This is a genomic window from Sphingomonas sp. 320_CC, from assembly GCF_059691795.1.
In genome coordinates this window covers 853120-877746 of the sequence record NZ_JCAWAE010000001.1, presented here as the reverse complement: position 1 = coordinate 877746, position 24627 = coordinate 853120, and the positions used below count along the sequence as shown (strand labels likewise).

Here is a 24627-nt window from a genome sequence, read left to right as displayed (position 1 = left end):
GAACGGACGGGCGTGTCGTCGATGTAGCGCAACGGCTCCTCACTGTCGCTCTGGCGGACCTCCATGCCGATCAGACGCTTGCCGGGCCGTGCCTCGCCAAGGGGCGGGTTCAAATTCCATGAGTTGAGCCGCAGGCCGAAGAGACCCTCTCCCCGTTGAACGGCACCACTTTGACGATACTCACCCCGGGAACCGTCGCGTCATCTACGAACACGTCCTGTACGGTGACGGAGACGTCGGTCACCTCCGCGTCGGACTTTTCGAGCGCAACTCGATCGGTTGGCACTGCATCTCCTTCATCAGGGCGACGACCATCGTATCATCGTCGTCACGGTCGCAACGCACGGCCGGCAACTGAATTATCTTCTGCCGGACGACGACCTCGAAGGTATGCATCGCTCAGGCCAGACTACTTACGACGTGCATTGGCAGTCGTCGAAATCATCATCGACGAGCTTGAAACACTGGCGCCCGGCGCTTTCTCGTCACTCGGCCCGTCATATTTCACTCACCGCGAGTAGGTAAGAGCGTCATACCGTGCAAACGCAGCGATGAATTTAATCGGGAACCGCAAGATGCGACAGTACAAGTGACTCGGCTTTCATCTTAAATCCCTTGAGGGGCAAACTCGAATTCAACTTAGATCCCCGCCGCGACGGCATTTGCCGTGCTATTGGGCGTTCTAACGCGATTAGTGTCCTTCCGCTTTCTTACACTCCCATGCGACCAGCTCGGCTACTGCTGCAGCTAGGTTAGCTTCTCCGACTAACCTATCTCTAAATTCCCTTCACCCCGATAAGGCTTATCTAAGAGACCATCGGTCTGCTAAAGGTGCGACCTGTTCCTTCCGGAGATGAAGTCATGGCGTTCACGGTACAAAGCGTTCGGAATTTGGCGGGCCAGAGAGCTGTCGTGACTGGCGCGACCGGCGGCCTAGGATACGAGGTAGCCAAGGTGCTCGCATCGGCCGGCGCCGCCGTCGTTCTGGCTGGAAGGAATAGTGAGAAAGGAGCACTCGCTCGCGCCAAGATCGCCGCGACCTCCGATGCGGAGATCACCTTCGAAAAGCTGGATCTGGCAAACCTCGACTCCGTCGGCAATTTCACTGCGCGTTCTCTGGCGAACGGTCGGGCCATCGACATTCTGGTGAACAACGCAGGACTTATGGCACCGCCCGTGCGCCGCGTGACCGACGACGGGTTCGAGCTACAGTTCGGCACGAACCATCTCGGCCACTTCGCGCTCACTGCAGGGCTGCTTCCGCTTCTCGCCGCGGCCTCTACCGCTCGCGTCGTCTCTGTCTCTTCGGGCATCGCGGCATTCGGAAAGATTGACTTCGAGGACCTGCAGTCCGAGCGAGCATACGTTCCCAACACCGCCTACATGCAGTCGAAGCTGGCCAACCTGCTCTTCTCGCGCGGGCTGCAGCAGCGCAGCGATCATCAAGGCTGGGGCATAGTGTCGGCATCTGCGCACCCGGGGCATGCCAGGACGGACCTGATAGTGAACGGTGCAGGCCAGCCGACTGGCGGCAAGGCGTTACTCGTAGGGCTCTTGCAGGCGATTGCATCCCACGACGCCGCCTCTGGGGCATTGCCAATCATCCAGGCAGCGACGGCATCGGACGTCGGGAAGCTCGACTATTTCGGTCCTACGAGGATGTTCCAGCAGAAGGGCCCGCCAGGACGGTTGACGCTTCCGACGAAGGCCCAGGACGACTTGACGTCCGACCGCTTGTGGTCGGTGTCAGAGGACCTGACCGGCGTCCGCTTCCCAAGGCACGGGCTTCGGCCCTGACAAAGCGCTTGCGCACAGACGGCCGGACGCGTGAATGAGCGTGATGACCGAGTTCATACGTGCGAGGCAGGCGGACCAGAAGGACGCTCGTCGACTGAGTCTTCTTACTGCTGCCGCCGAGCTTTTCGACGAGGCGGGGCCCTCCGGTGCCGGGCTCAACGCCATCGCTGCGCGGGCGGGATTCACGAAGTCCAACGTCTATCGGTACTTCGAGAACAGAGAAGACGTGCTGCTCGCGCTGTTCCTGCTCGAATTCGAGCGCTTCTGTCACGACGCTAGCACCCGACTGCTGGCCTGCCGTCCGGGTGAACTAGACGCGCTGGCTGCCGCTTGGGCGGACGCTCTCGTCATCTCGCCCCGTCTTTGCGAGCTCATCGCCATTTTCGGCTCCGTCCTGGAACGCAACGTCTCCGCCACACGCATAGAGGACGTGAAGGTCGCGATGGGCGGTCATACGGCGGCGCTCGTCACCGCTCTAAACAAGCAGGTCCCGGGCTCGTCAGCGGAGGACTGCGGATGGGTCTTCTCGATGACTATGGCGCTGCTAGCGGGGATGTGGCCGGGCGTACGCCCTTCGCCCGCGCTTGCGATCGTTCTCGCCAAGCCCCGCTTCGCCCACATGGTCCTGCACGTCGATCGGGAATTGCGGCGGGCCATACACGCGCTGCTCTCCAGCATCGCCGATCCCCTCGTTCCATAAACCGAAGGGCGTTTACGCTCAGGCCGGAGTGAAGCCCCCGTCCACCGAATGCGTGGTGCCGGTCGCATAGCTCGATGCGTCCGAAAGGAGATAGGAGACCAAAACGACGACGTCTTCCGGCGTCCCGTGACGACCGAGCGGCACGATTCCGGCAAACGTCTTCTCTGTTCCCGCGAACAGCTCGTCTGCGAGCTTGAACGTCATCTTGCCGCGATGGGGCCATCCGCCCGCGCTCTACGCGGAGACGTTGGACGGTTCGACGCAGCGGCGGCGGCCTGCATGCCCAGCAGCCCGACGCCGCCGCGATTATGCCGGGTGCATACCGTCTTGGTACATTCGGATCTTGTGCTCTTGGGTCTTCGGCGCAGATGCCCAGCCTGTCATATCCCAGCAACGGACGGCGTTGGTGTCTTGAACATATCCGAGCACCGTCCGTCCGACCGGCCCAATCGAACCCACCCCTTCGGCTCACCAGCCACAGGCATCGACCACGCTCGCGCACGGTCCGGGTCCATGTTCGACGACGGCTGACGGTTTGACCCGACAGGAGGACAGTAGAATGACTCACGCCAAGATCTCGCATCCCGGCCGAACCACGCCCGAGGAGATGGTGTCATCCCGATATGCGCTGCGGGTCGGAGAGATCGAGGTGCTGGTCGTCAGCGATGGCGTCCTGCCGCTGCCGACGACGACCATGTCGACGAACGCAGACCCGGATAGCCGCGCAAGTTGGCTAAAGAGCCTGTTCCTTCCGGCGGACGGACTAGATTGGCCACTCAATGCAATGGTGGTGCGCACAGGCGAACAGGTCATCCTCGTCGATGCGGGCCTCGGAGGCCAGTTCCCAGGCTTTCCACGTGCAGGCCAGTTCGCAAAGCGACTGGAGGCCTCGGGGATCGAGCTTTCGTCAGTGACCGACGTGGTGATCACGCACATGCACATGGACCACGTCGGCGGACTTCTGGACGAAGAGGTGAAGAACGGCCTCGGCTCCGAGGTGCGGATCCACGTGGCGCGGGCGGAAGTCGACTTCTGGGTCGCGCCCGATTTTTCCCAGACGGTCATGCCGGCACCGGTGCCGGACGTCCTCCGGTCGACGGCCAAGCAGTTCGCCGACCATTACCGCAGCCAGCTGCAGACGTTCGAAGACGAACACGAGGTCGCTCCAGGCGTACTGGTCTGGCGGACGGGCGGCCACACCCCCGGCCACAGCGTGGTCCGTCTGAACTCCGGCGGCGATCAGCTGACGTTCGCGGGCGACGCGATCTTCCCACCGGGTTTCGATCACCCCGACTGGCAGAACGGCTTCGAGCACGATCCGGAGGAGGCGCACCGTGTTCGCGTCCGCCTGCTGCGGGGTTTCGCCGCATCGGGCGAGATGGTCGTCGCGACACATCTGGCGTTCCCGTCCGTCGGACACGTGTCGGCCGAGGGGGACAGCTTCAAGTACGTCCCCGCGTATTGGGACTATTGACCGGCATCTGGTGATGCCGCGACCGATCATGGATGCCGATCGGACGGCACCCGTGACCACAGCGCCCTCCCACGTCGCCCGCCGGACACAGGCCTTCCCATTGGTCTACCCGGAACGTTCGATCTCCGCCCCGCGACCGGCAGCCTCTTACGGAATCCCGATCCTCGGCACGGTCCTCATGTTCCCCGGTCCCGCCGGGCGGACGGATACAATCCGACGAGCGGTCATGCTTGACCATGTCCTGCACAATCAAGCGTCGCATTCAGATGCGCCGTGAACGGAGAACCCATCATGAACTCGAAGTCACCCCGCCAAACCTCCATCCTCCTTCTGGCGGCCGCGACGGCCCTAATCGCATTCGGCTCCGCGTCGGCGCACGAGGCGCATGAGAGCCACGGAACGGCGGCCAAGGTGTCGGTCGTCTACAAGCACGAGCTTCCGAACGTGCCGGGCAAGAGCATGAAGGGCGTCCTCGTCGAATACGGTCCAGGCGGCTCCTCGCCCGCCCATACCCATCCGAATTCGGCATTCATCTACGCGACCGTGCTCGAGGGTGCGGTGCGTAGTCAGGTAAACGACGGCCCCGTCGAGGTTTATAGGGCCGGTCAGAACTTCTCCGAGAATCCCGGCGACAGACACGGGGTGAGCGCCAACGCCAGCAAGACCAAGCGCGCACGCCTCCTGGCGGTCTTCGTCGTGGACACGAACGAGAACGACCTAGTGCTTCCCTATAAGTAGGACGGCCCTCCCCCCGCGATCGGCACTGCGCCACGGCTCGCGGTCGCCAATCGAGGGCACCCAGCTACGTCGACCATTGGTATCGGCCGCCGCAGGCCGGGACATCCCACCGCCCAACCCATCGCGAAGGAAGAACAGCCATGAAGATCGTCGTAATTGGAGGAACCGGCCTCGTCGGATCGCGCACGGTGGATCGACTGCGCCGGCTTGGTCACGACGTCGTCGCAGCCTCACCCAAGAACGGCGTCGACACACTGAACAACAAAGGGTTGAAGGAAGTCCTGAGCGGCGCGTCCGTCGTGGTCGATCTGGTGGATGCGCCATCCTACGCGGAGGATGAAGTGATGCGCTTTTTCATGACCGCGACTGGCAATCTCCTCGCGGCCGAGGCGGAGGCTGGCATCCAGCACCATGTAGCCCTGTCGATCGTGGGAACGGAACGCCTGCAGGACAACGCCTACTTCCGCGCCAAGCTGATCCAGGAGAGGCTCGTCCTTGCATCGTCGTCGCCCCACACCGTCGTTCACTCGACCCAGTTCTTCGAATTCCTCGGGCGGATCGCCGACGCCGCCGTCGTCGATGGCGAGGTCCGCCTGTCCCCTGCCCTCATACAACCGATCGCTGCGGACGATCTGGCGGACTTCATCGCGTCCATAGCCATCGCAGCTCCGCGGAACGGGACCGTGGAGGTGGCCGGACCATCCCCTGTCCACTTCGATGAGATCGTCCGGAGCTATTTGGCGGCGATCGGCGATCCGCGAAACGTCGTCGCCGACGTGCACGCCCGATACTTCGGAGCGCAGATCGACGACTCCTCGCTCGTTCCAGGCGATGCTGCCTTCCTCGGCTCCACCACGTTCCAGCAATGGCTGCAGCTGCGGAAGTCGGTGTGAACCCGTGCGATCGGCGAACGACCACTGCTGCTCCCCCGTCTTGACTCTCCGGGATTCCATCATGCCCTAAATCCCGACGATCGACCGTATCGACCGTTACCGTCCGCCGCAGGTACTCACCTTAGAGGAGGTGAAGGTCGATAATTCGGGCCTTGGCCATGTGCACGTGCGCAACGCGATGCTCAGGCTCAACTTCGTCGGCGTCTACTATCGCCGTGAAACCTTTTCGGTGCTGAGCTTCACGCTGACACCGCCTGATTTGCCGACCGAAAGATGCATTGCAGCGCGTCGCTGGGCACGCCCCCGCAGGGCATCCTACCACTCGGCATCTTAAGCGAACGCATCGACTGCTCCGACATGCGCGGAGCGGGGGCGAGTTTCCATGGCACATACGGTCATGCGCCAGACGCATCCGATCCAGAGCGTCGCGAACGGCGCCATGGGTCACTGGGTAGAAAGCAAATTCGAGAGGTCACATGAGAGTAAAGCTATACCATTACCCGGCGACGCGCAGCACTCGCGTGGCGTTCCTGCTGCATGAGTTGGAGCCGGAGATATCCCATGAGATAGTGCGGCTCGACCTCTACAAGGGGGAACAGTACGCGGCGGACTTCACTGACCGCTTTCCGCTTCACGCCATTCCGGCAGTCGAGATCCAGGATGACGACGGGCAGACCTCCACCATGTCGGAAAGCGCCGCTATCATCACCGCGCTCGCCGACGCCTTTCCGGTGAAGGCGCTGGCCCCGCCGGCGTTTCCGTTCAGCGCCGCGCGCGGAGACTATCTCCGGACGATCGACACGTGCGGCGCTTCCCTAGACATGATGCTCTGGCAGATTAGGATCCATCAGCACGTCCTCCCGGAGAGCGAGCGCGATCCCCGGACGGTGGCGCGCTATTCCCGCAAGATCTCCGACGAGGTCGCACCCATGTTGGCGAAGCGGCTCGACCGGAGCGCCCACATCTGCGGGGACGACTTCAGCGCAGCCGACTGCATGGTCTCCCATGCGCTCGTCTGGGCGCGGAGCTACGGTCTGTGTGACGATGACGCATTTACCAGCTACCTCGCCCGACTTTCTCAGAGGCCGGCGTTCCAGAAGGCCTATGCGGACATCACGGAGTTCACCCCCGAGGTGCCTCAGGAGATGGTCGCGAAGGGCTTGTTCACGGGGTAGGATCGGGGTCCCCCCAAGCCAACCTTTTGGAAATCGGGCATTTCGTTAAAATCGCGCCGCGGTCACCGAGCGCGCAGCTCGTGACGGTGCGCACGATGGTCACAGTCACCACGAACGGGATTGAACCTGCCGGGCACGCGCGCGGTTACGGAGCCCGCCCGAAGGACCGTGGTCAGCGGCGGTTGCCCAGCGTTGCCGAAGCTATATGTCCCGTCGATCAACGATCCCGGGAACTAACGATGCGGATCACCGTCTACTCGGACTACTCGCTACGCCTGCTCATATACCTCGGCATCTCGCTCGACCGGCGCTGCACGATCAGCGACGTCGCCGAGCATTACGGAATCTCGCGAAACCACATTATGAAGGTGGCGCACGAACTAGGGCGCGCTGGGTTCGTCGAGACAGTTCGCGGTCGCACCGGCGGACTCAAGCTGGCTCGACCGCCCGAGGAGGTGCGGATCGGCGACGTCCTGCGTTTGACCGAGGCCGATTTCGCCCTGGTTCCGTGCTTCGAGTCCCCACGCCTCTGCCGAATCACACCAAGCTGCGTCCTCAAGCGCGCGCTGGCCGAGGCGCTACACGCCTTCCTGGCTGTGCTCGATGGCTACACCCTCGCCGATCTGGTAGCTCCGTCGTCTGCGCTCCGCCGCGACCTCGGACTCGCGGATGCTCAGCCCGCCTTCGACTGATCGTCGCGGAAGCGGGCGCCCCGTCCGCGTAGCATCGTGCGCCAGGCCGGTTCGTCGCGTCGGGTGCCGGACCGCTCCTGCCTAGCCACGACCTGCCGGATCTCGGGAACGTACCGCATCAAGGTTGTCTCGACGTTGCGCTTCAGCGTCATCAGCGCGGACGGGCAGCTGCCACACGCGCCGGTCAGGAGAACGGTCACCACGCCATCCTTGAAGTTGACGAACGATATGTCGCCACCGTCCCGCGCGACCTGCGCCGCGACACGCGTGCGCAGCAGCTCGTCTATCTGGCGTTCGATGTCGCCGTTCAGCTCGACCGGCTTCGAGGCGTCCTCCGCAAGTTGAACGATTTCGTCATGACGTGACAGACTGTCGGCTAGGCTGAATAGGATCTCGGCACGCAGCGGCTCCCAGTCCACGTTATCGCCGTGCCGAGTCACGGCGATGAAATCGCTGGCGAGCAGGCATTGCTCGACGCCGTCCAACTGTAACAAGCGGGCGGCGAGCGGCGGCGGATCCCCGGTCGCCTTGGTCACGGCCATCGGATCCCGGAGCGGCAGCGGAACCGGCAGGTTGAAGCGCATAGCGCTTGGGTTCGGCGTGACGCTCCACTCGATCAACATGGTCCATCGACCCTCTTCGACAGTAGCGGCCGGGTCCAGCCGACCAGAAACTCGTGCGGCCGTTTCGGGCGCCGCCATCTCCCCGCGACCGAGCCGCCCCCTCGATGATCACCTGCCCAGTCTCGCGGTCAATGGGACCGATGCTGCCCGACGCGAGTCGGACCACGCGGTGCTGCCTCACCAGAATTGGATGAGGATCACCGTGCGACCCGCTCAGAGCCCGGCTAGCCGGCGGTCAAGCCCGGATGAACGCGAGGATGTCGGCGTTCAGCACTTCGGCGTTCGTCGTCAACATGCCGTGGGGATAGCCGTCGTAGATCTTCAGCGTGGCGTTAGGCAGCAGCTTCGCCTGCAGCTCGGCCGCGTTGCGGTAGGGTACGACTTGGTCGTCATCACCTTGCAGCACAAGCGTAGGCACTGTGATCGCCAGCAGATCGTCCGTCTGGTCGGTTTCGGAGAACGCCTTTATGCCCTCGTAGTGCGCCAACGCGCTGCCCATCATCCCCTGCCTCCACCAATTGTCGATCACCGGCTCGAGAATCTCCGCGCCAGGGCGGTTGAAACCGTAGAACGGGCCAGCGGCGACGTCGCGGAAGAAGCGCGAGCGGTTCGCGGCGAGCGCCGAACGGAAACCGTCCAGTACATCGATCGCCAAGCCACCGGGATAGCGCTCGGTCTTAACCATGATAGGTGGCACCGAGCTGACGAGCACTGCCTTCGCAACGCGGCCCTGCGGCTGGCCGAACTTGGCGACGTAGCGCGCCACTTCGCCACCGCCGGTGGAGTGGCCGACATGCACGGCGTTCTTCAGATCAAGACGCTCGGCGACGGCTGAGGCGTCCGAAGCGTAATGGTCCATGTCATGCCCACGGTCCACCTGAGCCGACCGCCCATGGCCGCGACGATCGTGCGCGACGACGCGGTAGCCGTGGCCGAGGAAGAAGAGCATCTGCGCATCCCAGTCGTCCGACGAGAGCGGCCAGCCGTGATGGAAGACGACCGGTTGCGCGTCCTCGGGGCCCCAATCCTTGAAGAAGATGTCGGTGCCGTCGCTGGTCTTGATGAAGCCGCTGCCCATGTCCGTCATCCCATACAGTCGCTGTTGTTCGTTAGGTTCGTCCGCGGCGCGGCACGGCGTCCACGCCGCGCCGCGCGCTTCACCGCCACCAGTTGTTGGCGGCGCTGACCGTCTGGAAATTCGTCGCGACGACCTGCGAGGAGGCGATCAGATCCGAGGCCTCCCGCTCATACACTGTCCGCAGGTGCGTGCGCACCTCGGCGGACGGCTGCGTCATCTTGACGGCCATGCGCGACAGCTTCACCGCGAGTTCGTATCCCTGCTGCGGCGTTTCAGTGACAAGCGTGCTCAACCAGACCTGATCCATAAAACCCTCCTCTGTTCGACGACGGTCTGGCAGGCCGGTGGATTGGTCGACAGTGCCGAGATCCGCCAAAACGTTTATACCATCGACCTTCGCGGCGACGGCCGGGACCTCGTCGCGAACCGCTCCGAAGCAACCCTCGCGCAGCTACGCTCGGCGCCGGATGAAGTTGTTCTAGGCGCCGCGACCGATGCCGTCCCGGGCTTGGGACGGCGTCGGCGATGATCATTGGCGTTCGCCGGAGGAGACCGGATAGGCCTGATTGCGGATCGCCAGCATCGGATCCGCAGCCTCTATGCCGTCTGGCAGACGGCCGGGCAGGAACGCCAGCGCGCGGTCCGCCTCCGGGGTGTTGGCCGCGAGGGTGGTGATCGTGATCGTCCCGAGCTTCACCAGCCGGCGACTTGCCGGCCACGCGATCGACGGATCGTCCAGAAGGTCGCCGGGCTCCCCGAGCTGGGCAAACCAGTCGAACACGATCGGACCGGCCGCGACCCGCTTCGCGATCTCAGGCTGCAGGTAGTTCGCCGTCGGCTTCCCACCAGCGCCGAAATAGCGTTCGCCGGCGGCGGGCGAGAAACGGTAGCGGACCGGACGGCTGCGTTCCTTGCCGTCGGTGAAGGTCACCGCGTTCACGCCGAAGTAGGCGGTGGTCGCGTAGCTGAGCGGCGCGGGGTGCTGCTTCGTGAGGAAGGCCTTGGCCACGGGATGGTCGCGGAGGAAGCGGTCGAGCGGCGTCGGGGCCGCGACGCCGGGACCACTCGCGCCGATCGCGCGGAGCAACGCTCCGAACTCGGTCGCCGTACGGGTCGGGAACCCGTCGAAATTGTGGGTGACGACGTCCATAGTGGGATTCGACCTCGGACCGAAGCTGATGGCCATGCCCCGAGGGTTGGCACCCGGCACGTCGTCCGCGATGTCGGGGAAGCCGGTGAAGTTCGAGAAGCGCACGGTGACCGGCGTCGCTCCGCGGAACAGCCGCGCTCGGCTCAGGGCCCGCGCTGCAGCCGTGGGCTCGAAGCGTCCCTCCAGGATGATCCCCTTCGCATGCACCGCGCGGGCGTGGTGTTCGCCGAAGGCGGCGTGCAGGTCGCGGACCAGTTCCGGCCCCGATTCCGCGGGGGCCTCCTGCGCGGAAGCCGACGCCGTCGTGAGGATCAGCAGCGCCGACGCGGCGGCGAAGCGGAACGCGCTCATGAGACATCTCCTCGGGGTGGAGTTCCGGCGGGCTTGCCGACAGGTTCAGGCTCCCGGCGGAATTCGACGTGGAACACCACCTCGCCGATGGGCGCGATGTGGTGCAGGATGGTCGGCTCGACGATGCCGGGCGCCGCGTCCGGGGTGAGGACCGTGGATGAAGCCGGACGCCGCTCGTCGGTGATGTCGTAGCGGAGAGCGCCCTCGGACACGCGGATGAGCGCCCAGGTTCCCGCCTTGGTGTCGTGGTCCTTCAGCAAAGCGGCCGGCACGCTGTCGGCGGTGAAGTCCGCCGTGCGCCGCTGGAACACCGTGCCGTCGGGCAGAGACTCGGGGTTGGATACGAGCGTGGCGTCGGGTCGTGCGGCGTCGCTGACGCGCTGGTCGAACCCGCTGTTGCTGCTGAAGAACGCGGCGGCGAACAATGCGCAGCCGAGCAGCACCGCGATGCAGACTGCGATGGCCAGTCCGGCAACGATCCATCCCGAGACAGGCGCGAACAACGACAGGTACCATAGCGAGGAGAGAAACAGGATGGCGGCCGTGGCCACCGCCCATGGCATGAAGCGCCAGAACTCGGTTCGGGCGTCGTCGAGAGCGGTGGCCATGATCACGCCGCCTTCCGGATCTCGTTGGCGTGCTCGGGATACGGGGAGACGGTCGCCATCGCCGGCTGACCGCCCATCTCGCTGGCGAGCCCGTGGTTGACGTCCCGGTGATGCGCCTCGTCGGCGCGGACGACCAGAACCACGTCACGCAGCGTGGCGTCGTCGGGCAGCTTCCAATAGTGCTTCGCGATGTCCGGGGCGGGCCCGTTGACGGCGCGACCGTCATCGATCTCCTGGAGATACAGCGTGTAGCTGTAGACGGCCTCCTCCTCGAAATAGCCGATCACCCGGTGGGCGGTCTTGGCGCTGAACAGATACAGCGTGAAGTATGCGAGGTAGAAGACCCACTGCGCGGCAAGGATCACGAACCGCTCGAACCAGGTCGGCTGCGCCACCTCGATGAACGTCATCAGATGCATCCGCTCGTTCTCCGCCTCTTCCAGCAGCGTGCGGATCCATCCGTTGTCGTCGGACATGTCGCGCAACGCCTTCAGGTGCTTCAGGGTCGCGCCGACCATTCCGGGCACCGCCGCGATCGTCTCCAGGACGACGGCGCGATGACCGTAACGCTTGGCGAAGAACGTGTCCGCGATGAGCCGGAGCGCCTTCGTAAAGCCCAGTGCGACGCGGTCGGAGGCGCTGGCCGGACGGTGATGGACGGACAGGTCGATGTACGGTGCGTTTGGCATGACGGCTTTCCCTGTTGCTGGGGATTCTTGCAGTGCCCATCGAAGTAGACCCCGCACCGAGAAGCGACAGACCCAAGAAAACGCAAAGCAAGCATACCATCGCGGCGGGCGGTTCACGCTCCGGCCTCGAATTCCGCCAGTAATCAGCGGCTAGGCAACTAGTCGCCAGAGGACGTCGTCTTGCGTTATCGCGCAGGCCGGCCGCCCTTCCCGCCGTCCCGGCGCCTGCGACCCCACGACTTCACCCTAGCAGCCGCCCTGGACGACAAGGCTCCCAGGCGGATCGTCCACCTCGGCGCGCCGTCCCCACACGGTTCGTCGCGCCGCTCTCGCGCTTGGTACATCCCCTTTGCCGCATCTCGGTTCTGGCCGGAACGTTCCCGAGGCCTAGATCGACGTGGTCGCATGCCACAGCTCGGACCCCCGAGCGCAGATAGAGGTGACCTCGAATGTCCAATCTCACAGGAAAGACCGCCCTGGTCACCGGCGCCAGCCGCGGGATCGGGCGATACACCGCCGAACGCCTGGCCCGGGACGGAGCCCGCGTCGGCGTGCACTACGGCCAGCAGGAGGCGGCGGCGATGGAGGTCGTGGCCGGCATCGAGGCCGCTGGCGGCTCGGCGTTCGCCATCCAGACTGACTTCTCCCTGCCCCACGCCGCGGAGACGCTGTGGGGGGCCTACGACAAGCATGCCGACGGCGTCGACATCCTCGTCAACAACGCCGGAGAGGTCGTCTACGGGACCGTGGCCGAGGTGAAAGAGGAGGACTTCGACCGCCTCTTCGCCGTCAACGTCAAGGCGCCGATCTTCATCATCCAGCACGGGCTCAGCCGACTGCGCGACGGTGGAAGGATCATCAACCTGTCGTCGGCTGCCGCATACATGGCGAGCCCCATGGCGACGATGTACGCGACGACGAAGGGGGCCATCAGCACCCTGACGCGCACGGTGGCCTGGGATCTGGCTGATCGGCGCATCACGGTGAACGCCGTGGCGCCGGGGTTCACCGACACGGACATGAGCACCTGGTTCGCGGAACCCGGCGCCAGGGAGTGGGCGGCGAGCATGAGCGCGTCGGGACGCGTGGCGGAGCCCAGCGACATCGGCGACATCATCGCCTTCCTGGCGTCCGACGATGCGCGTTTCGTCAACGGCCAGGTCATCGACGCGACCGGCGGCGGCCTGCTCGGCGTCACCAAGGCCGGTTGACCGCGGCGCGACCCGCGAAGGGCGTCCTTTCGGACGCCCCGATGCCGCCGCCCGCCGTGCGGTCCACTCAGAACATCAGGATGACGCCTTGACCATTTCGCCACCCATGCCCTCGCCCACGAGCGAACAGGAGATCGCAAACCTGGTCTCCGCATATGCCTTCCGCAACGACGACGCCGACATCGGCGGGCTCGGCGACCTCTTCGCCGAAGCCGTGTTCACCCTCGACGGCACCACCGCGAACGGCAGGCATCAAGTCGAAGCCATCGCGAGCGCCATGATCCCCATGGGACCGGACGGCCTCTCCACCACCAGCCACGAGATCACGAACCTGATGATGGTGGTGGATGACGCAGCCGGCACCGCCACCGCCAGATCCTATTGGACGGTCTACCGATCGGTCTCCGGAACACCGCGGGAGGCACTCATGGCCGGTCGCTACGCCGACGAATTCGAACGACGCCATGGCGAGTGGCGGTTCACCAGGCGCGACGCGACGACCAGATGGAAGGCCAAAGCCTGACGGCCGCGAAGCGGACTGCTCACGTGCCGGAAACGTTGCAGCATCCGCTTCTCCATCCCGCACCCGTCCAAGCGCATAGGCCGGACGTCGAGCCCAAGCCCGACGTCCGGCCATCGACGTCCCCGACGGACCCGAGAGCGGGGACGCGGTACCGGCGCGACCGCCGCCGGGGCGTGTTCCGCTCGCCCCCTTTCGGATCCTACCGGGGTTCGACCAAAGGCTGTGGTCCCGGGCTCGGCCAAAGCGGCATGCCCAACATCGCATCGGTCGGCCGGCTCCGGTCGCTTCAGGTCGATCTGAAGCCATTGGTGCGGTGGGAATCGTCGCAGAACGGCTTCGTGGCGCTGCCACCGCAGCGGCAGAGCCGCGTCGCTCGGACCGTGGCCAGCGTACGGCCGGTCCCGCTCATGATCTCAAGATTGCCGCGGATGGCCAGCGGACCATCGAGCTGCGGGGAGACCTCGACGGGCCCGTCACGCACGGCGAGCAGAGGCGTATCCCGGCCCGCGGGATCCCCGGTCGCGACGAACCCGACATACTTGTGCGACTTGTCGCAGAAGGGCTTGTTCCGCGAAGCGCCGCAGCGGCACAACGTGGCCCGGTATCCCGGGCTCCGGCCATCGATCGAGAGATCGGCGTGGATGGCGTAGGGACCGTTCTCGCGCAGGGTCACCAGGTTCACCGGCGGGGCCTTCTCGTCGTGACCGTCCCGGCGAAGGAAGGTCAACGCTCCGGACGGACATTGGCGCACCGTCGTGCTGACGTCCTCGGCCGCCGTGGCGTCGGGCACGATCCAGGGGCCTTCGACGTTCGCCAGGAACGTGGCCGGTGCCAACGTCACGCAGAAGCGCGCATGGATGCAGCGCTTCCCGTCATACATGACGGTCACGTCCGCACCTTCCACTCGATCGATCCCGTCTACGGTCTCCGCCGCCGGCGCCGACTGCGCAGGCGCTGGCGACGCAGGGGGCGTTGCCTCCAGAACCGCCGGAAGGTCGCGAGCCGCCGGCGCGGTGCGCAACCGGTCCGACAGCGAGCGCAGCGTCCGCGCCGCATCGGCGCAGCGCCGGTCCGCCGGGTCGAGCCCTTCCGCCACCTCCGTCAGCTCGGCGATCCGCTCGACCATGAGCGGACGCATCGCCGGGCCGGACGGCAGCGATGCCGCGTCCCGCACCGCCGTGAACGAGACGCCGGCGTTGCAACCCGGGTTCGACGGCCCGGCCGGCAGGCGGGCGGCTCGTTCGGCCAAGGGCGTGAGCGCCTGCATCAGTCCGATCGCGACGTCCACGTACAGGGCCTTGTCCGAGCTCGAGCCCGACAACGTGTAGGACGCGGCGAGCAGCCGCAGCGTCAGGGCGTAGGTCGCGTTCGCAAGATCTACCGTCGCCGCGGCGTCGGCATCCTCGATCCAGACCCGGCCCTCCGCGCGCGGCGGCTTGCGCAGCACGGGATTGCAAGCCGCGGGATGCGCCGGCTCGAACCGGGGATCGGAGATCCGGAACGCCCGATACTCCTCGCGGATGCTGAGGAAGCGCTGAAAGTGCGAGTCCGCCGTGTGCGACGGCGCGCCCTCCCCTTCGACGATGATCTCATCGATCGCGGCCAGTGCGGAGGTCAGGTCGGTGACCTGCCGGGCACCGCCGAGAGCGACCTCGGCCGACGACATCTGCAGGCCGGGATCGCCGGGGAACGCCGCCGCTTCCCCATACCGGTCGACGAGCAGCCGGAGGTCGGAGGCGATCGTCCTGTAGAAGACCCCCACCGTTTCGTAGTCGTATCCCGCCGGGGTGAGGCGCGGCGCGACCGGGGTGCGCGTCACGACCGCCTCTGGCGCGAAGCCCGCGCCATCGGGTTCATCCGATCCCTCCGGACGCTCCAGGTGGACGAAGTGCTGAAGCACCGCGTCCCCGAACGGCGCGAGCTTCACGACGACGCCGGCCGGAAGGTATCCCGGGGCCAGGGGGAAGTTCGTGCGGCCGAACCGCGGCGCCGCGCCGAGCGCCGCCGTGATGTTCCAGACCGCCACGAGGTGGCTCATCTCGTCGATCGCGACGCCGATGATCGCTTTGCGCCAGCGCGCCACGGCCTCCGCCTCCGCGGGCGCGAGACCGTCGTCTCCATCCTTCAGGCTGAATGCCGCATACAGATACGTGCACATTAGGTTCTGCTCGAGCTCGGCGGCCTCGTACAAGGCATGCAGCAGCTTCTCACGGCTCGTCGCCGGCATGCGTGAATGTTCGTCGGCCATGTGCACCTGCTCGATCGGGATGATCCGCGATCGGGCATAGCCGAACTTTCACGCCCCCTTCAGGCGTGAGATCCGTCGAACCGACTGTACCATCAGCCCCGCCGGAAGCGGGGCTCCCCTATCCGGACAGCATGTCCCGGACCATGGGCGCCACCTTGGACCCATAGAGGCCGATGGCGTCGATCATCCGCTCGTGGGACAAGGACCCCGCGCTGTACTTCATCTGGAAGCGCGTCAGCCCCAGCCCCCGGACCGTGCGGGCGATCTTGCCCGCGACCGTCTCCGGCGACCCGACGTAGAGCGAGCCATGGTCGATCTCGCCATCGAACTCGGCGCGCGTCATCGCAGGCCATCCCCTCTGGGCGCCGATGTGATCGCGCATGGCCTTGTAATGCGGCCAGAGCTGCTCCCGCGCCTGTTCGTCGGTCGCCGCGACATAGCCCGGAGAGTGAACGCCGATCGGCTGCGGGTCCTTGCCGAGGACCTCAAGGCGATGCCGGTGGAACTCGGCGTAGCGGACGAAGCGCATCGGGTCGCCCCCGATGACCGCCAGCATCAGCGGCAGGCCGTAGCGAGCGGCGCGGTCGACCGATTCCGGACTGCCGCCCACGCCGATCCAGGTGCGCAGCGTGCCGCTCTCGATGTTCGGATATACGGACTGGCCGACGAGCGGCGCGCGCGTCGTCCCCCGCCACGTCACCGGCTCCTGCCGCAGCAAGGCCGCGAAGAGGCTCAGCTTCTCCTCGAACAGGACGTCGTACTGCGCCATGTCGATCCCGAAGAGCGGAAAGCTCTCGGTGAACGAGCCTCGTCCGAGGATCACCTCGGCGCGCCCGTTCGACACCGCATCCAAGGTTGCGAACCGCTGGAACACGCGGATCGGGTCGTCCGAACTTAGTACCGTTACCGCCGTGCCCAACCGTATGCGGCTCGTCTGCGCGGCGATCGCGGCAAGGACGATCTCCGGTGCGGAGACCGCGAAATCAGGACGATGATGCTCGCCGACGCCGAAGAAATCGACTCCCGACCGGTCGGCTGCGACGGCCTCGGCCACGATGTCGCGGATGGTCTGGGCATGCGAGAGCGGGATGCCTCCCGGGCCGTCCGTCACGTCCCCGAAGGTGTCCAGGCCGAATTCGAGTTGATCCATGTCTTTGACCTTCCTCAAGTGGGACGGGCGCTAGTATGCCAAGGGAGCCCGGCCGTACGGCGCCTCGGGCATCGCGCCATCGAACACGGCCAGCGATCGACGCAGCCAGTCGTCGAACCGCATGGACGCGAGAGCCGACCCCGCGGATACGGTCAACGCCTCCCCGGCCGTCGACGCGCCGAAATAGGGCGCCTCGACATCGACGCGTAGGTCGCGCGGGTCCTCGTTGGCCACCAGGATCGACTCCGCCAGAGCGTCGAGCCGATGCACCTCCGGGCCTCCGATCTCCACGACGGCGCCGTTCGGATGGTCCATCGCCAGATCGAGCAGCGCATCCGCCACGTCGTCCGCCGAGACCGGCTGCATGAGCAGGGGCGGCAGGCGGATGAGGCCCCCCTGCCCCCCGGCATCGACGATATTGTAGATGAACTCGTAGAACGGCGTGGAGCGCAGGATCGTGAAGGGCGTGCCGGCACCTTCGATCATCCTCTCCTGAAGCAGCTTGGCTTCGAAATAGCCCGCCGCGCCAGGCCGTTCGACGCCGATCGCCGACAGCGCGACATGGTGGCCGACGCCGGCCCGGCGTTCAGCCACCTGCAGGACGCTGCGCGACGCGCGGAAGAACTCGAGCATGTCGTCGGAACGGCCATAGCCGGAGCTCGAGACGTCGATCACGGCCTCGGCGCCCTCCAGCGCCTCGTCCAGACCGCGGCCGGTCACCACGTCGATGCCGCGCGAACGCGCCGCGACGACGACGTGGGCGTCTTGCGCGGACAATGCGGCGACCAGCTTGCGGCCGATCAAGCCGGTGCCCCCGATGACGACTATCTTCATGGCAGCGGGTCCTTTGCACGAACGGTCATGCACTGGTTCTACGCCTCGGACCCAACGCCACCAGAACCGAGAACTGAAGACCCCGCTATACCAAGAGCGAAGGTGCCGTCAGCCGGCCGCCGCGATCTTGCGCAGAGCCTGCTCGAAGAACTCGACGGACTGGCCGCCCGAGATGAGATGGGTGTCGTTTATCACGATCCCAGGGACTGCATCGATCCCGCGCGCGCGCCAAAGACCCTCCTCGCGCCTGACCTCGTCCGCATATCGCCCGGAGGCCAGCACCTCCTGCGCCGCGGCGCGATCCAGTCCGGCGGCGGCGGCGGCATCGGCGAGGACCATCGGATCGCCGACGTCCCGACCGGCGGTGAAGTTCTCCGCGAACAGAGCGTGCTTGAGTTCGATCTGACGTCCTTCGAGAGCTGCCCAGTGCAGCAGCCGGTGCGAGTCGAAGGTGTTGTGGATGCGGCTCTCGTCGGTCATATTCATCGTGAAGCCGAGCTCCGCCGCCCGGGCGACGATCATCCGCCGGCTCGCCTCGGACTGCTCCGGCGTCGAACCATACTTCTCGGCCACGTGCTCGCGCATGTTCTGGCCGCCGGCCGGCATCGCCGGGTTCAGCTCGAACGGCTTGAACGCGATCTCGGCATCCACCGAGCCGGCCGTCCGCGCCAGCGCATCCTCCAGTCCGCGAAGTCCTATGATGCACCACGGACATGCGACGTCCGAAACGAAGTCGATCTTGAGGTGCGCAGTCATGACGGGCTCCCGGAACGGTATTGACGAGGATCGCGACGCGATGACGGTGGGCGGCGGTTAGAACCGCCGCCCACAGGCGTCAGCTCAGACCTTCGGCCGCCAGCGTGGCCTGAACGGCCGCGCGCGCACGGAGGTTGCCGTAGACGGGTGCTAGGGCGTCCGGGATGGTGACCCCGAACTTGTCCGCCCAGAGCAGCGTCACGAACAGGTAGAAGTCCGCGACGCTCGGCTTGTCGCCGAGCAGATAGTCGCCGGCGACGCGGTCGGCGAGATACTGCAGCCGCTTGGTGATGTACGCTCCCGCAGCAGCCTTGTCGGCCTCGCTGCCGTTCCGCCAGAACGGCTTGTAGCTCTTGTGCACCTCGGTGGAGATGTAGGCGAGGGCCTCGAGGAGACGCGTCCGGCCGATCGGTCCCTCGAGACCGAACTGGGGATACTCGCCGGCGAGATAGTCGAGGATCGCGATGTTCTCGGTCAACGGTGCCCCGTCGTCGAGCACGAGCGCCGGGACGTATCCCTTGACCGTGACGGCCGAGAAGTCGGCGCCCGAGGCGGTCGTCTTGCTTTGCAGGTCGACGCTCTCGCTGTCGAACGGAACGCCAGCTTCGTGAAGGGCGATGTGCGCGGCCAGGCTGCACGCGCCGGGGCAATAGTAGAGCTTCATCAAATTTCTCCGGTTCCGAGCGTTCAGGCGGCGATGGCTGCGTGCGCAACTTCGGGATGGACCGCCCGTAGGCCGATCTGGATGCGGTTCCAAAGATTGATCGCACCGATCATCGCCGTCAGGTTGGCGATCTCGCCCTCGTCGAACTGGCTCTTCAGCAAGTCGTAGTCGGCATCCGGCGCACCGGAGCGCGCCACGTTCGTCAAGGTCTCGGTCCAGCCGAGCGCGGCACGTTCCCGAGGCGTGAAGGCGGGCGATTCCCGCCAGGCGTCGAGCAGATGGATGCGCATGTTGCTCTCACCATGCTTCACCGCATCGGTGACGTGCATGTGGATGCAGAAGGCGCAACCGTTGATCTGCGAGGCCCGTAGCTTGACCAGTTCGAGCAGGCTGTGCTCGAGCCCGGACTGCGCGATGGCGGTCTCGACCGCCATCATGGCCTTCATTGCCTCGGGAGCGGCGGCGAAGATGTTCATGCGAGGAGTCATGACGGGGTCCTTTGCGCGACGATGACCGGGGATGCGGCGCGGCGGCGATCGTCGCGCGCCGACCAGAAGGCGAGAAAGGTGCCGAGAAGCGCCGGAAGGGTGACGGCCGGAAAATCGCGAGCGATGGCCGACGCGCCGCAGATCCCCACGGCGACCTCCCAGAAGTGGAAGAGCGCATGCCCCCACAACCACACGGTCGGCGCGGCCCAGCAGACGATGCGGTAGCGCGGCTGCGCTGCGCCGAGCAGGAACGCCGCACCGATGAACAGGAAGATCAAGCCGATGTCTCGGATGAAATGCTGGTTGAACGGGCCGGTCGTCGTCACGCCGGGAACGGCGAAGTACCAGCCCGTCGGCGAATAGAGCATATACGAGCCGTTGAAGATGGCGGCCGCGCCCATCACGGCCGCGAGGCCGAGGCAGAACTTCTTCATGGAGCGATCCCCGCGCTAGTTCTTGGGCGGCGGCGCGACGTTGGCGATCCACCAGTCGAACGTCGTCGCCCCCAGCTTGGCGCTCGCGCCGGGGATCAGCGAATCCTGCGACAGCTTCACGCCGAAGTACGGCGCTTCGGGATCGATCACCACCTTCCGCGGGTCGCGATCGTATGCCAGCACGCGAGCCACGATCTCATTGATCGGGAACTTCTCCGGGCCGGCGATCTCGATCGTGCCGTTCACCGCGGGTGCGAGCGCGGCTTCCACCACTGCGTCCGCCACGTCCTCGGCCGCGATGGGCTGGATCGACGCGTGCGACAGCCGCACCACGTCGCCATCGGTGGCCGCCTGCGCGATGCCGCGCAGGAACTCCATGAACTGCGTCGCGTGGAGCAGCGTGTAGGGGATCGGCGCCGCCTTGATGAGGGTCTCCTGCGCCAGCTTGGCGCGGAAGTATCCGCTGTCCTGCAGGTTCTCGGTGCCCACCACCGACAGGGCCACGTGCAGCTTGACCTCCGCCTTCGTCTCGGCTTCCACCAAGTTCCTGCCGGCGGTGGTGAAGAAGTCGAGCACCGCCTGGTCCTCGAACGATGGCGAATTCGCCATGTCGATCACGACCTCGGCTCCCGCGAGCGCCTCGTCCAGGCCCTGCCCGGTGATGGTGTCCACCCCGGTGTTCGGCGAGGCGGCCAGCGCTTCGTGTCCGAGACCGCGCAGCTTGGCGACGACTTTCGATCCAATCAGCCCAGTGCCGCCGATGACTACGATCTTCATCTGCATTCGCCTTCCGAAATGGTTTTCCGAGATTCGGGCACGATGTCGTCCCGAGGATGTGAGCTAACGGGCGGTCGTGTCGCGGACGAGGACCGAGACGTGGCAAACGCACTGTACCAATGCCGGACGCTCGCAGCGCCGGCATGGAGGACCTCCCGCGTTGCGCCCCGGCGGCCGGCACGAAGCATCACAGCTCGTCGGCCTTGGCCAAGCCCAGTCCGCGCTCGCGGTGGACGACGACAGCGTTGAGGAGGCTGTTCGCGATGCTTCGCGCCCGCTCCATGACGAGCGCGCGGGCCTCGGCCGATCCGATCTCCGTCAGGGTCGCATCGAACAGGTCCAGCCACCGCGCGAACTCGTCGCGGTGGAGATCCGGGATCACGACGTGCTTTAGCATCGGATTGCCGTTGAACTCGCCCGAGCTGAACAGGATGGAGCGCCAGAAGCGGTTCATGCTCTCCAGATGCGGCGCCCAGTCCGCGACGTGCGCCTCGAAGATGGGGCCGAGGACCTCGTCGCTCCGGATCCGCGCGTAGAAGAGGTCGACCATCCGCGCCACGAATTCGTCATCGACGCCGAGCGACGCCGCATGGTCCCGCTTGGCGGACCGAGCCGCCAGGGCGTGTCGGCTGGCGTTCACGACACCCCCCTCGCGCAGCTGGACGCGAAAACCAACGTGACGGACGTGCCAGCACCGGGAGCGCTGTCCAGCTCGACGCGGCCGCCGATGTCCGCGGCGAAGCGCGCTACCATGGGCAGGCCGATGCCGCTTCCGCCGCGCTCGCACTTGGTTGTGAAGAACGGTTCGAAGGCGCGCGCCCGGATCTCCGGCGACATCCCACAACCCGTGTCGGCGACCCGCAGGAAGGGCCCGTCGCCCAGTTCGCCCACGGCGATGGACAGGATCCCGCCTTCCGGCATCGCGTCGCGCGCGTTGAGCACGAGGTTCAGCACGACGTTCTCCAGCTCCGCGACATCGCAGCGGACGCGCGGGCCCGCGAGGGCCGTGAGGGCGACCATCACCCCCGGACCCGCTACGGATCGAAACGTGGGCAGCAGGTCGGCCGCGCAACGGCCGAGATCGACGGGTTCGACCAGCGCGGCCATGCGCGCGGCTCCTAGGCGATGGCGGATGAGCGAACCGGCGCGGTCAAGCGAGCTTCTCGCAGTGGCCATCACCTCGCTCAGGTTCTCCGAAGCGGCGATCTCGCGGGAGATTATGTTCAGCGCGCTGGAAGCGACCTGAACCAGATTCCCCAGATCGTGGACGGTGCCCGCCCGATCATGGTCGATCGACACCGCTGACAGGAAGCGGCCCGCTTCCACGGACATGTTCTGCTGCGACATCTGCATCGACCCACCCCTCATCGAGATACTCGATGCCGTCTTAGACTGCGCGTTGCCCCCCGCCAGAACCGAGGCGTGCCATTACCACTGTACCAACCAGCCGGATGCGGCCGGTCGCCCTCCAGGCTCGACCGTCGAGGCTCATTTGCGTCCGATCCACCCGCTGCGCCGCCGCAACGTGGAATCGCTTGCAAAAGACCGACGGTCTCTTATTCAGGTCGCCGAAGGGAAGGCGTGCGCATGCGGTTCACAGACGAGGACATACCGAAGCTCGATGTGGATTTCCGGCGCGGGGTAATGGCCATACTCGCGAGCGTCGCCGCGTCGCCTTCCCGAACGGCGGCGGCGGACCGGATGGCCGCGCGCAGCGCGCCAGCCCCGTGAGGAACCGGTGCGGCCGGCATGCCGGTCGCGAGGCGCGCCGAGGTCAGAACAGGTTCAGCGCGTCAACCTCGCACGCATCCAGGTCGAGATTGAAGACATCGCGCAGCCGCGCCCTGTAGCTGCCTGCATCGGCGATAACCTCCTCATGCTTTCCGCCGCCGGAACGCTCGGTGTAGTGCCGGTCAAGCATGAAGGCGAAACCGTCCAAGCGGACGATGTTGACGAACTGGCGGTCCCGGAAAATGCTCCCCGCGGCGGTCGACGTCCAGTGGTTGGCCAGTTCGAGATCCGCCGGGAACACCTGTCGCAGATCGAAGCTGTACTGCGCCTGGACCTCGGTCTCCTCCGCCGCCCCGTCGCCTCCCGGGACGACGCGGTCCAGCCGCCAATCGTCGGGCTTACGCGTGAGCCTGAAGTATGCCCCGTCCCGATCCTCCGTCCGCGCGCCATCGACCAGCGGCATCGGCGGTGCGAAACTGCCGCCGAACCCTGCGTCGGCTATCCACCGAGCCCCCTCGAAGTCGACGAGCAGGAGGCTGTGGGTCAAGGGCGGCGTTTCGGTGGCTCCGAGCCACACCCGCGCAAGCAGCGGGCGCACGTCGAAACCCAATGACACGAGCGCATCGAGGAAGAGGCGGTTCTGCTGGAAGCAGTAACCTCCTCTCCCGCCCGTCACCAGCCGGTCGAAGACGCCGTCGCCGTCGATCCGCACCGGCCGCCCCAGGCGCACGTCGACGTTCTCGAACGGGATCGACGACCGGTGCGCGAGCTGAACGGCCGCCAGCGTGGCCGCGTCCGCGTTCCCGGTCTCGGCGATACCGATGCGTTCCAGGTATGACTTCAGATCGAACATGATTCACTCGCTCCGTTGTATGTTTCAGGCAGGAAGCGGCCCGCATCGCTCAGCACGGCGGCGCGTTCCGGTGCGAGCGGTCGGGTTTCCGCGAAGAACGCCTTCAGCGTCTCGCTGAGATGGCGGGTCATCCTGCCGAACGCCTCCTGCGTCTTCCCAGACATATGCGGCGTGAGGAAGGCGTTCGGCACGTCCGCCCAACGCGACGCGGGCGTCGGCTCCCTATCGAAGACGTCCAGCGCGGCGCCGCCCAGGCGGCCGGCACGAAGGGAGCCGATCAGCGCCTCCTCGTCGACGAGCTGGCCGCGCGCGACGTTGACCAGGAACCCCTCGGGACCGAGCGCGTCGATGACCTCGGCGGAGATCAGACCGCCATTGTCGTGCGACCGGGCCGCGACCGCCAGTATCTCGCTCGAGCGGGCGAGCTCGACGAGACTCGAGACCCGGGGCCAGGGAGACGGCTTGGCCCGCGGCCCCCACCAGCTTACGGACATGCGGAGGGCGGTGGCACGCTTCGCCAGGGCGCTGCCGATGCGGCCCAGGCCGACGATCCCCAGACGGGCGCCGATCATGGAACGGTTGAGGATCGTTCCTCCTCGGTCCCAGTCACCTCCCCGGAGCGCCTGGTTGCCCTCGATCAACGATCGCCGATGCATGATGATGGTGCCGAGCGCATGGTCCGCGACGTCCTCCTCGTTGACGCCTTCGGCCAACGTGAAGCTCATTCCCGCTTCCGAGAGCCGATCGACGTCCAGGGCGTCGTAACCGCGGGTCGCGCACGCGACGAGCCGCAGGTCGGGCATCATCTCCATCAGACCGAAGTCCAGGGGAACGTCTCCCGCCACGACCATCACGCCAGCGCCGAGGTAGATGCTCGGATCCTGCGGGACCCAACCGGCGATGACCTGATATTCCGCCGCAAGCCGGGGCATCAGCTTCGCAAGCGAGGAGTTGGCGATGACGACTTTCTCGGCTGGTCGGGTCATGACT

29 protein-coding genes are annotated in these 24627 nt (G+C 66.0%); 10 read left to right on the top strand and 19 right to left on the bottom strand.

What is annotated here, in order from left to right; all coding sequences use genetic code 11:
- The first annotated feature begins 861 nt into the window (after nt 1-861).
- Both AC59GX_RS04010 and AC59GX_RS04005 read left to right on the top strand, forming a co-directional pair.
- Nucleotides 862-1797, top strand: a complete 936-nt coding sequence (locus AC59GX_RS04010; protein ID WP_497300936.1) for an SDR family oxidoreductase — start codon at nt 862-864, stop codon at nt 1795-1797.
- A gap of 34 nt (nt 1798-1831) precedes the next feature.
- Nucleotides 1832-2497 (top strand): TetR/AcrR family transcriptional regulator, encoded by a 666-nt coding sequence (locus AC59GX_RS04005; protein WP_497300935.1) that lies wholly within the window; start codon nt 1832-1834, stop codon nt 2495-2497.
- A gap of 18 nt (nt 2498-2515) precedes the next feature.
- On the opposite strand, the gene AC59GX_RS04000 is transcribed toward AC59GX_RS04005, so the two are convergent.
- The gene (locus tag AC59GX_RS04000) at nt 2516-2701 is read right to left on the bottom strand and encodes an SDR family oxidoreductase (protein WP_497300933.1); all 186 of its coding nucleotides are present in this window, start codon (nt 2699-2701) and stop codon (nt 2516-2518) included.
- Nucleotides 2702-3056: 355 nt separating this feature from the next.
- Between AC59GX_RS04000 and AC59GX_RS03995 the strand changes: the two genes are divergently transcribed.
- The 5 genes from AC59GX_RS03995 (at nt 3057) to AC59GX_RS03975 (ending at nt 7469) form a co-directional block, all read left to right on the top strand.
- Nucleotides 3057-3971: an MBL fold metallo-hydrolase gene (locus AC59GX_RS03995; RefSeq protein ID WP_497300932.1), complete on the top strand. Its 915-nt coding sequence runs from the start codon at nt 3057-3059 to the stop codon at nt 3969-3971.
- A 291-nt stretch (nt 3972-4262) separates the two neighbouring features.
- Complete coding sequence (locus AC59GX_RS03990; RefSeq protein WP_497300931.1) at nt 4263-4709, top strand: cupin domain-containing protein; 447 nt, start codon at nt 4263-4265, stop codon at nt 4707-4709.
- Between the two features lie 140 nt (nt 4710-4849).
- Entirely contained in the window at nt 4850-5602 is a 753-nt protein-coding gene (locus AC59GX_RS03985) for an SDR family oxidoreductase (protein WP_497300929.1), read from the top strand.
- Between the two features lie 476 nt (nt 5603-6078).
- Complete coding sequence (locus AC59GX_RS03980) at nt 6079-6777, top strand: glutathione S-transferase family protein (RefSeq protein WP_497300927.1); 699 nt, start codon at nt 6079-6081, stop codon at nt 6775-6777.
- 239 nt (nt 6778-7016) lie between these two features.
- The gene (locus tag AC59GX_RS03975; RefSeq protein ID WP_497300926.1) at nt 7017-7469 is read left to right on the top strand and encodes an Rrf2 family transcriptional regulator; all 453 of its coding nucleotides are present in this window, start codon (nt 7017-7019) and stop codon (nt 7467-7469) included.
- On the opposite strand, the gene AC59GX_RS03970 is transcribed toward AC59GX_RS03975, so the two are convergent.
- From AC59GX_RS03970 to AC59GX_RS03945, 6 genes are all read right to left on the bottom strand, one after another.
- Complete coding sequence (locus AC59GX_RS03970) at nt 7451-8092, bottom strand: NifU family protein (RefSeq protein ID WP_497301332.1); 642 nt, start codon at nt 8090-8092, stop codon at nt 7451-7453. The two genes, AC59GX_RS03975 and AC59GX_RS03970, sit on opposite strands and share 19 nt — an antisense overlap.
- A 235-nt stretch (nt 8093-8327) precedes the next feature.
- Complete coding sequence (locus tag AC59GX_RS03965) at nt 8328-9170, bottom strand: alpha/beta fold hydrolase (RefSeq protein WP_497300924.1); 843 nt, start codon at nt 9168-9170, stop codon at nt 8328-8330.
- Nucleotides 9171-9249: 79 nt separating this feature from the next.
- The gene (locus AC59GX_RS03960; RefSeq protein ID WP_497300922.1) at nt 9250-9477 is read right to left on the bottom strand and encodes a hexameric tyrosine-coordinated heme protein; all 228 of its coding nucleotides are present in this window, start codon (nt 9475-9477) and stop codon (nt 9250-9252) included.
- A gap of 222 nt (nt 9478-9699) precedes the next feature.
- Nucleotides 9700-10671: a catalase gene (locus tag AC59GX_RS03955; protein WP_497300920.1), complete on the bottom strand. Its 972-nt coding sequence runs from the start codon at nt 10669-10671 to the stop codon at nt 9700-9702.
- Nucleotides 10668-11279, bottom strand: a complete 612-nt coding sequence (locus AC59GX_RS03950) for a TehB family protein (protein WP_497300918.1) — start codon at nt 11277-11279, stop codon at nt 10668-10670. Before AC59GX_RS03950 ends, AC59GX_RS03955 begins: the two co-directional genes overlap by 4 nt.
- Before the next feature lie 2 nt (nt 11280-11281).
- A complete protein-coding gene (locus AC59GX_RS03945) occupies nt 11282-11968 on the bottom strand; it encodes an alternative oxidase (RefSeq protein ID WP_497300916.1) in 687 nt (228 codons plus the stop codon).
- 449 nt (nt 11969-12417) lie between these two features.
- On the opposite strand from AC59GX_RS03945, the gene AC59GX_RS03940 reads away from it, so the two are divergent.
- Together AC59GX_RS03940 and AC59GX_RS03935 are read left to right on the top strand one after the other, a co-directional pair.
- Nucleotides 12418-13179 carry an SDR family oxidoreductase gene (locus AC59GX_RS03940; RefSeq protein WP_497300914.1) on the top strand — a complete coding sequence of 254 codons (762 nt, stop codon included), beginning with the start codon at nt 12418-12420 and terminating at the stop codon, nt 13177-13179.
- Nucleotides 13180-13267: 88 nt separating this feature from the next.
- The gene (locus AC59GX_RS03935) at nt 13268-13702 is read left to right on the top strand and encodes a nuclear transport factor 2 family protein (protein WP_497300912.1); all 435 of its coding nucleotides are present in this window, start codon (nt 13268-13270) and stop codon (nt 13700-13702) included.
- Nucleotides 13703-13988: 286 nt separating this feature from the next.
- On the opposite strand, the gene AC59GX_RS03930 is transcribed toward AC59GX_RS03935, so the two are convergent.
- The 10 genes from AC59GX_RS03930 to AC59GX_RS03885 form a co-directional block, all read right to left on the bottom strand.
- Complete coding sequence (locus AC59GX_RS03930; protein WP_497300910.1) at nt 13989-15950, bottom strand: ferritin-like domain-containing protein; 1962 nt, start codon at nt 15948-15950, stop codon at nt 13989-13991.
- A gap of 118 nt (nt 15951-16068) precedes the next feature.
- Complete coding sequence (locus AC59GX_RS03925) at nt 16069-17100, bottom strand: LLM class flavin-dependent oxidoreductase (protein ID WP_497300909.1); 1032 nt, start codon at nt 17098-17100, stop codon at nt 16069-16071.
- Between the two features lie 30 nt (nt 17101-17130).
- Nucleotides 17131-17934, bottom strand: a complete 804-nt coding sequence (locus tag AC59GX_RS03920) for an SDR family oxidoreductase (RefSeq protein ID WP_497300908.1) — start codon at nt 17932-17934, stop codon at nt 17131-17133.
- 108 nt (nt 17935-18042) lie between these two features.
- Entirely contained in the window at nt 18043-18690 is a 648-nt protein-coding gene (locus AC59GX_RS03915) for a DsbA family oxidoreductase (protein ID WP_497300906.1), read from the bottom strand.
- Nucleotides 18691-18769: 79 nt separating this feature from the next.
- A complete protein-coding gene (locus AC59GX_RS03910; protein WP_497300905.1) occupies nt 18770-19354 on the bottom strand; it encodes a glutathione S-transferase N-terminal domain-containing protein in 585 nt (194 codons plus the stop codon).
- 23 nt (nt 19355-19377) lie between these two features.
- Nucleotides 19378-19830, bottom strand: a complete 453-nt coding sequence (locus AC59GX_RS03905; protein WP_497300903.1) for a carboxymuconolactone decarboxylase family protein — start codon at nt 19828-19830, stop codon at nt 19378-19380.
- Nucleotides 19831-19838: 8 nt separating this feature from the next.
- A complete protein-coding gene (locus AC59GX_RS03900) occupies nt 19839-20276 on the bottom strand; it encodes a hypothetical protein (RefSeq protein ID WP_497300902.1) in 438 nt (145 codons plus the stop codon).
- A 15-nt stretch (nt 20277-20291) separates the two neighbouring features.
- Nucleotides 20292-21059 (bottom strand): SDR family oxidoreductase, encoded by a 768-nt coding sequence (locus tag AC59GX_RS03895; RefSeq protein ID WP_497300900.1) that lies wholly within the window; start codon nt 21057-21059, stop codon nt 20292-20294.
- A gap of 181 nt (nt 21060-21240) precedes the next feature.
- Nucleotides 21241-21693, bottom strand: coding sequence for a group III truncated hemoglobin (locus AC59GX_RS03890; protein ID WP_497300898.1), 453 nt, complete (start codon nt 21691-21693; stop codon nt 21241-21243).
- Nucleotides 21690-22406, bottom strand: a complete 717-nt coding sequence (locus tag AC59GX_RS03885) for a sensor histidine kinase (RefSeq protein ID WP_497300897.1) — start codon at nt 22404-22406, stop codon at nt 21690-21692. The genes AC59GX_RS03890 and AC59GX_RS03885 overlap by 4 nt, the downstream gene beginning before the upstream one ends.
- A 234-nt stretch (nt 22407-22640) precedes the next feature.
- On the opposite strand from AC59GX_RS03885, the gene AC59GX_RS03880 reads away from it, so the two are divergent.
- Nucleotides 22641-22784, top strand: coding sequence for a hypothetical protein (locus AC59GX_RS03880; RefSeq protein WP_497300896.1), 144 nt, complete (start codon nt 22641-22643; stop codon nt 22782-22784).
- A gap of 43 nt (nt 22785-22827) precedes the next feature.
- On the opposite strand, the gene AC59GX_RS03875 is transcribed toward AC59GX_RS03880, so the two are convergent.
- Entirely contained in the window at nt 22828-23637 is an 810-nt protein-coding gene (locus AC59GX_RS03875; protein WP_497300895.1) for an arylamine N-acetyltransferase family protein, read from the bottom strand.
- On the bottom strand, nt 23625-24569 hold the full coding sequence (locus tag AC59GX_RS03870; RefSeq protein WP_497300893.1) for an NAD(P)-dependent oxidoreductase: 945 nt from the start codon (nt 24567-24569) through the stop codon (nt 23625-23627). Before AC59GX_RS03870 ends, AC59GX_RS03875 begins: the two co-directional genes overlap by 13 nt.
- Between the last annotated feature and the right edge of the window lie 58 nt (nt 24570-24627).

What these genes read in the sequence shown, in the direction of transcription:
- AC59GX_RS03910 (WP_497300905.1), bottom strand. Translation starts at nt 19,354, where the DNA reads ATGAAGCTCTACTATTGCCCCGGCGCGTGCAGCCTGGCCGCGCACATC.
- AC59GX_RS03945 (WP_497300916.1), bottom strand. Translation starts at nt 11,968, where the DNA reads ATGCCAAACGCACCGTACATCGACCTGTCCGTCCATCACCGTCCGGCC.
- AC59GX_RS03885 (WP_497300897.1), bottom strand. Translation starts at nt 22,406, where the DNA reads ATGCAGATGTCGCAGCAGAACATGTCCGTGGAAGCGGGCCGCTTCCTG.
- AC59GX_RS03990 (WP_497300931.1), top strand. Translation starts at nt 4,263, where the DNA reads ATGAACTCGAAGTCACCCCGCCAAACCTCCATCCTCCTTCTGGCGGCC.
- AC59GX_RS03920 (WP_497300908.1), bottom strand. Translation starts at nt 17,934, where the DNA reads ATGAAGATAGTCGTCATCGGGGGCACCGGCTTGATCGGCCGCAAGCTG.
- AC59GX_RS03930 (WP_497300910.1), bottom strand. Translation starts at nt 15,950, where the DNA reads ATGGCCGACGAACATTCACGCATGCCGGCGACGAGCCGTGAGAAGCTG.
- AC59GX_RS03985 (WP_497300929.1), top strand. Translation starts at nt 4,850, where the DNA reads ATGAAGATCGTCGTAATTGGAGGAACCGGCCTCGTCGGATCGCGCACG.
- AC59GX_RS03925 (WP_497300909.1), bottom strand. Translation starts at nt 17,100, where the DNA reads ATGGATCAACTCGAATTCGGCCTGGACACCTTCGGGGACGTGACGGAC.
- AC59GX_RS03980 (WP_497300927.1), top strand. Translation starts at nt 6,079, where the DNA reads ATGAGAGTAAAGCTATACCATTACCCGGCGACGCGCAGCACTCGCGTG.
- AC59GX_RS03900 (WP_497300902.1), bottom strand. Translation starts at nt 20,276, where the DNA reads ATGAAGAAGTTCTGCCTCGGCCTCGCGGCCGTGATGGGCGCGGCCGCC.
- AC59GX_RS04000 (WP_497300933.1), bottom strand. Translation starts at nt 2,701, where the DNA reads ATGACGTTCAAGCTCGCAGACGAGCTGTTCGCGGGAACAGAGAAGACG.
- AC59GX_RS03895 (WP_497300900.1), bottom strand. Translation starts at nt 21,059, where the DNA reads ATGCAGATGAAGATCGTAGTCATCGGCGGCACTGGGCTGATTGGATCG.
- AC59GX_RS04010 (WP_497300936.1), top strand. Translation starts at nt 862, where the DNA reads ATGGCGTTCACGGTACAAAGCGTTCGGAATTTGGCGGGCCAGAGAGCT.
- AC59GX_RS04005 (WP_497300935.1), top strand. Translation starts at nt 1,832, where the DNA reads ATGAGCGTGATGACCGAGTTCATACGTGCGAGGCAGGCGGACCAGAAG.
- AC59GX_RS03965 (WP_497300924.1), bottom strand. Translation starts at nt 9,170, where the DNA reads ATGGGCAGCGGCTTCATCAAGACCAGCGACGGCACCGACATCTTCTTC.
- AC59GX_RS03905 (WP_497300903.1), bottom strand. Translation starts at nt 19,830, where the DNA reads ATGAACATCTTCGCCGCCGCTCCCGAGGCAATGAAGGCCATGATGGCG.
- AC59GX_RS03940 (WP_497300914.1), top strand. Translation starts at nt 12,418, where the DNA reads ATGTCCAATCTCACAGGAAAGACCGCCCTGGTCACCGGCGCCAGCCGC.
- AC59GX_RS03960 (WP_497300922.1), bottom strand. Translation starts at nt 9,477, where the DNA reads ATGGATCAGGTCTGGTTGAGCACGCTTGTCACTGAAACGCCGCAGCAG.
- AC59GX_RS03870 (WP_497300893.1), bottom strand. Translation starts at nt 24,569, where the DNA reads ATGCCCCGGCTTGCGGCGGAATATCAGGTCATCGCCGGTTGGGTCCCG.
- AC59GX_RS03975 (WP_497300926.1), top strand. Translation starts at nt 7,017, where the DNA reads ATGCGGATCACCGTCTACTCGGACTACTCGCTACGCCTGCTCATATAC.
- AC59GX_RS03875 (WP_497300895.1), bottom strand. Translation starts at nt 23,637, where the DNA reads ATGTTCGATCTGAAGTCATACCTGGAACGCATCGGTATCGCCGAGACC.
- AC59GX_RS03915 (WP_497300906.1), bottom strand. Translation starts at nt 18,690, where the DNA reads ATGACTGCGCACCTCAAGATCGACTTCGTTTCGGACGTCGCATGTCCG.
- AC59GX_RS03880 (WP_497300896.1), top strand. Translation starts at nt 22,641, where the DNA reads ATGCGGTTCACAGACGAGGACATACCGAAGCTCGATGTGGATTTCCGG.
- AC59GX_RS03970 (WP_497301332.1), bottom strand. Translation starts at nt 8,092, where the DNA reads ATGTTGATCGAGTGGAGCGTCACGCCGAACCCAAGCGCTATGCGCTTC.
- AC59GX_RS03950 (WP_497300918.1), bottom strand. Translation starts at nt 11,279, where the DNA reads ATGGCCACCGCTCTCGACGACGCCCGAACCGAGTTCTGGCGCTTCATG.
- AC59GX_RS03955 (WP_497300920.1), bottom strand. Translation starts at nt 10,671, where the DNA reads ATGAGCGCGTTCCGCTTCGCCGCCGCGTCGGCGCTGCTGATCCTCACG.
- AC59GX_RS03995 (WP_497300932.1), top strand. Translation starts at nt 3,057, where the DNA reads ATGACTCACGCCAAGATCTCGCATCCCGGCCGAACCACGCCCGAGGAG.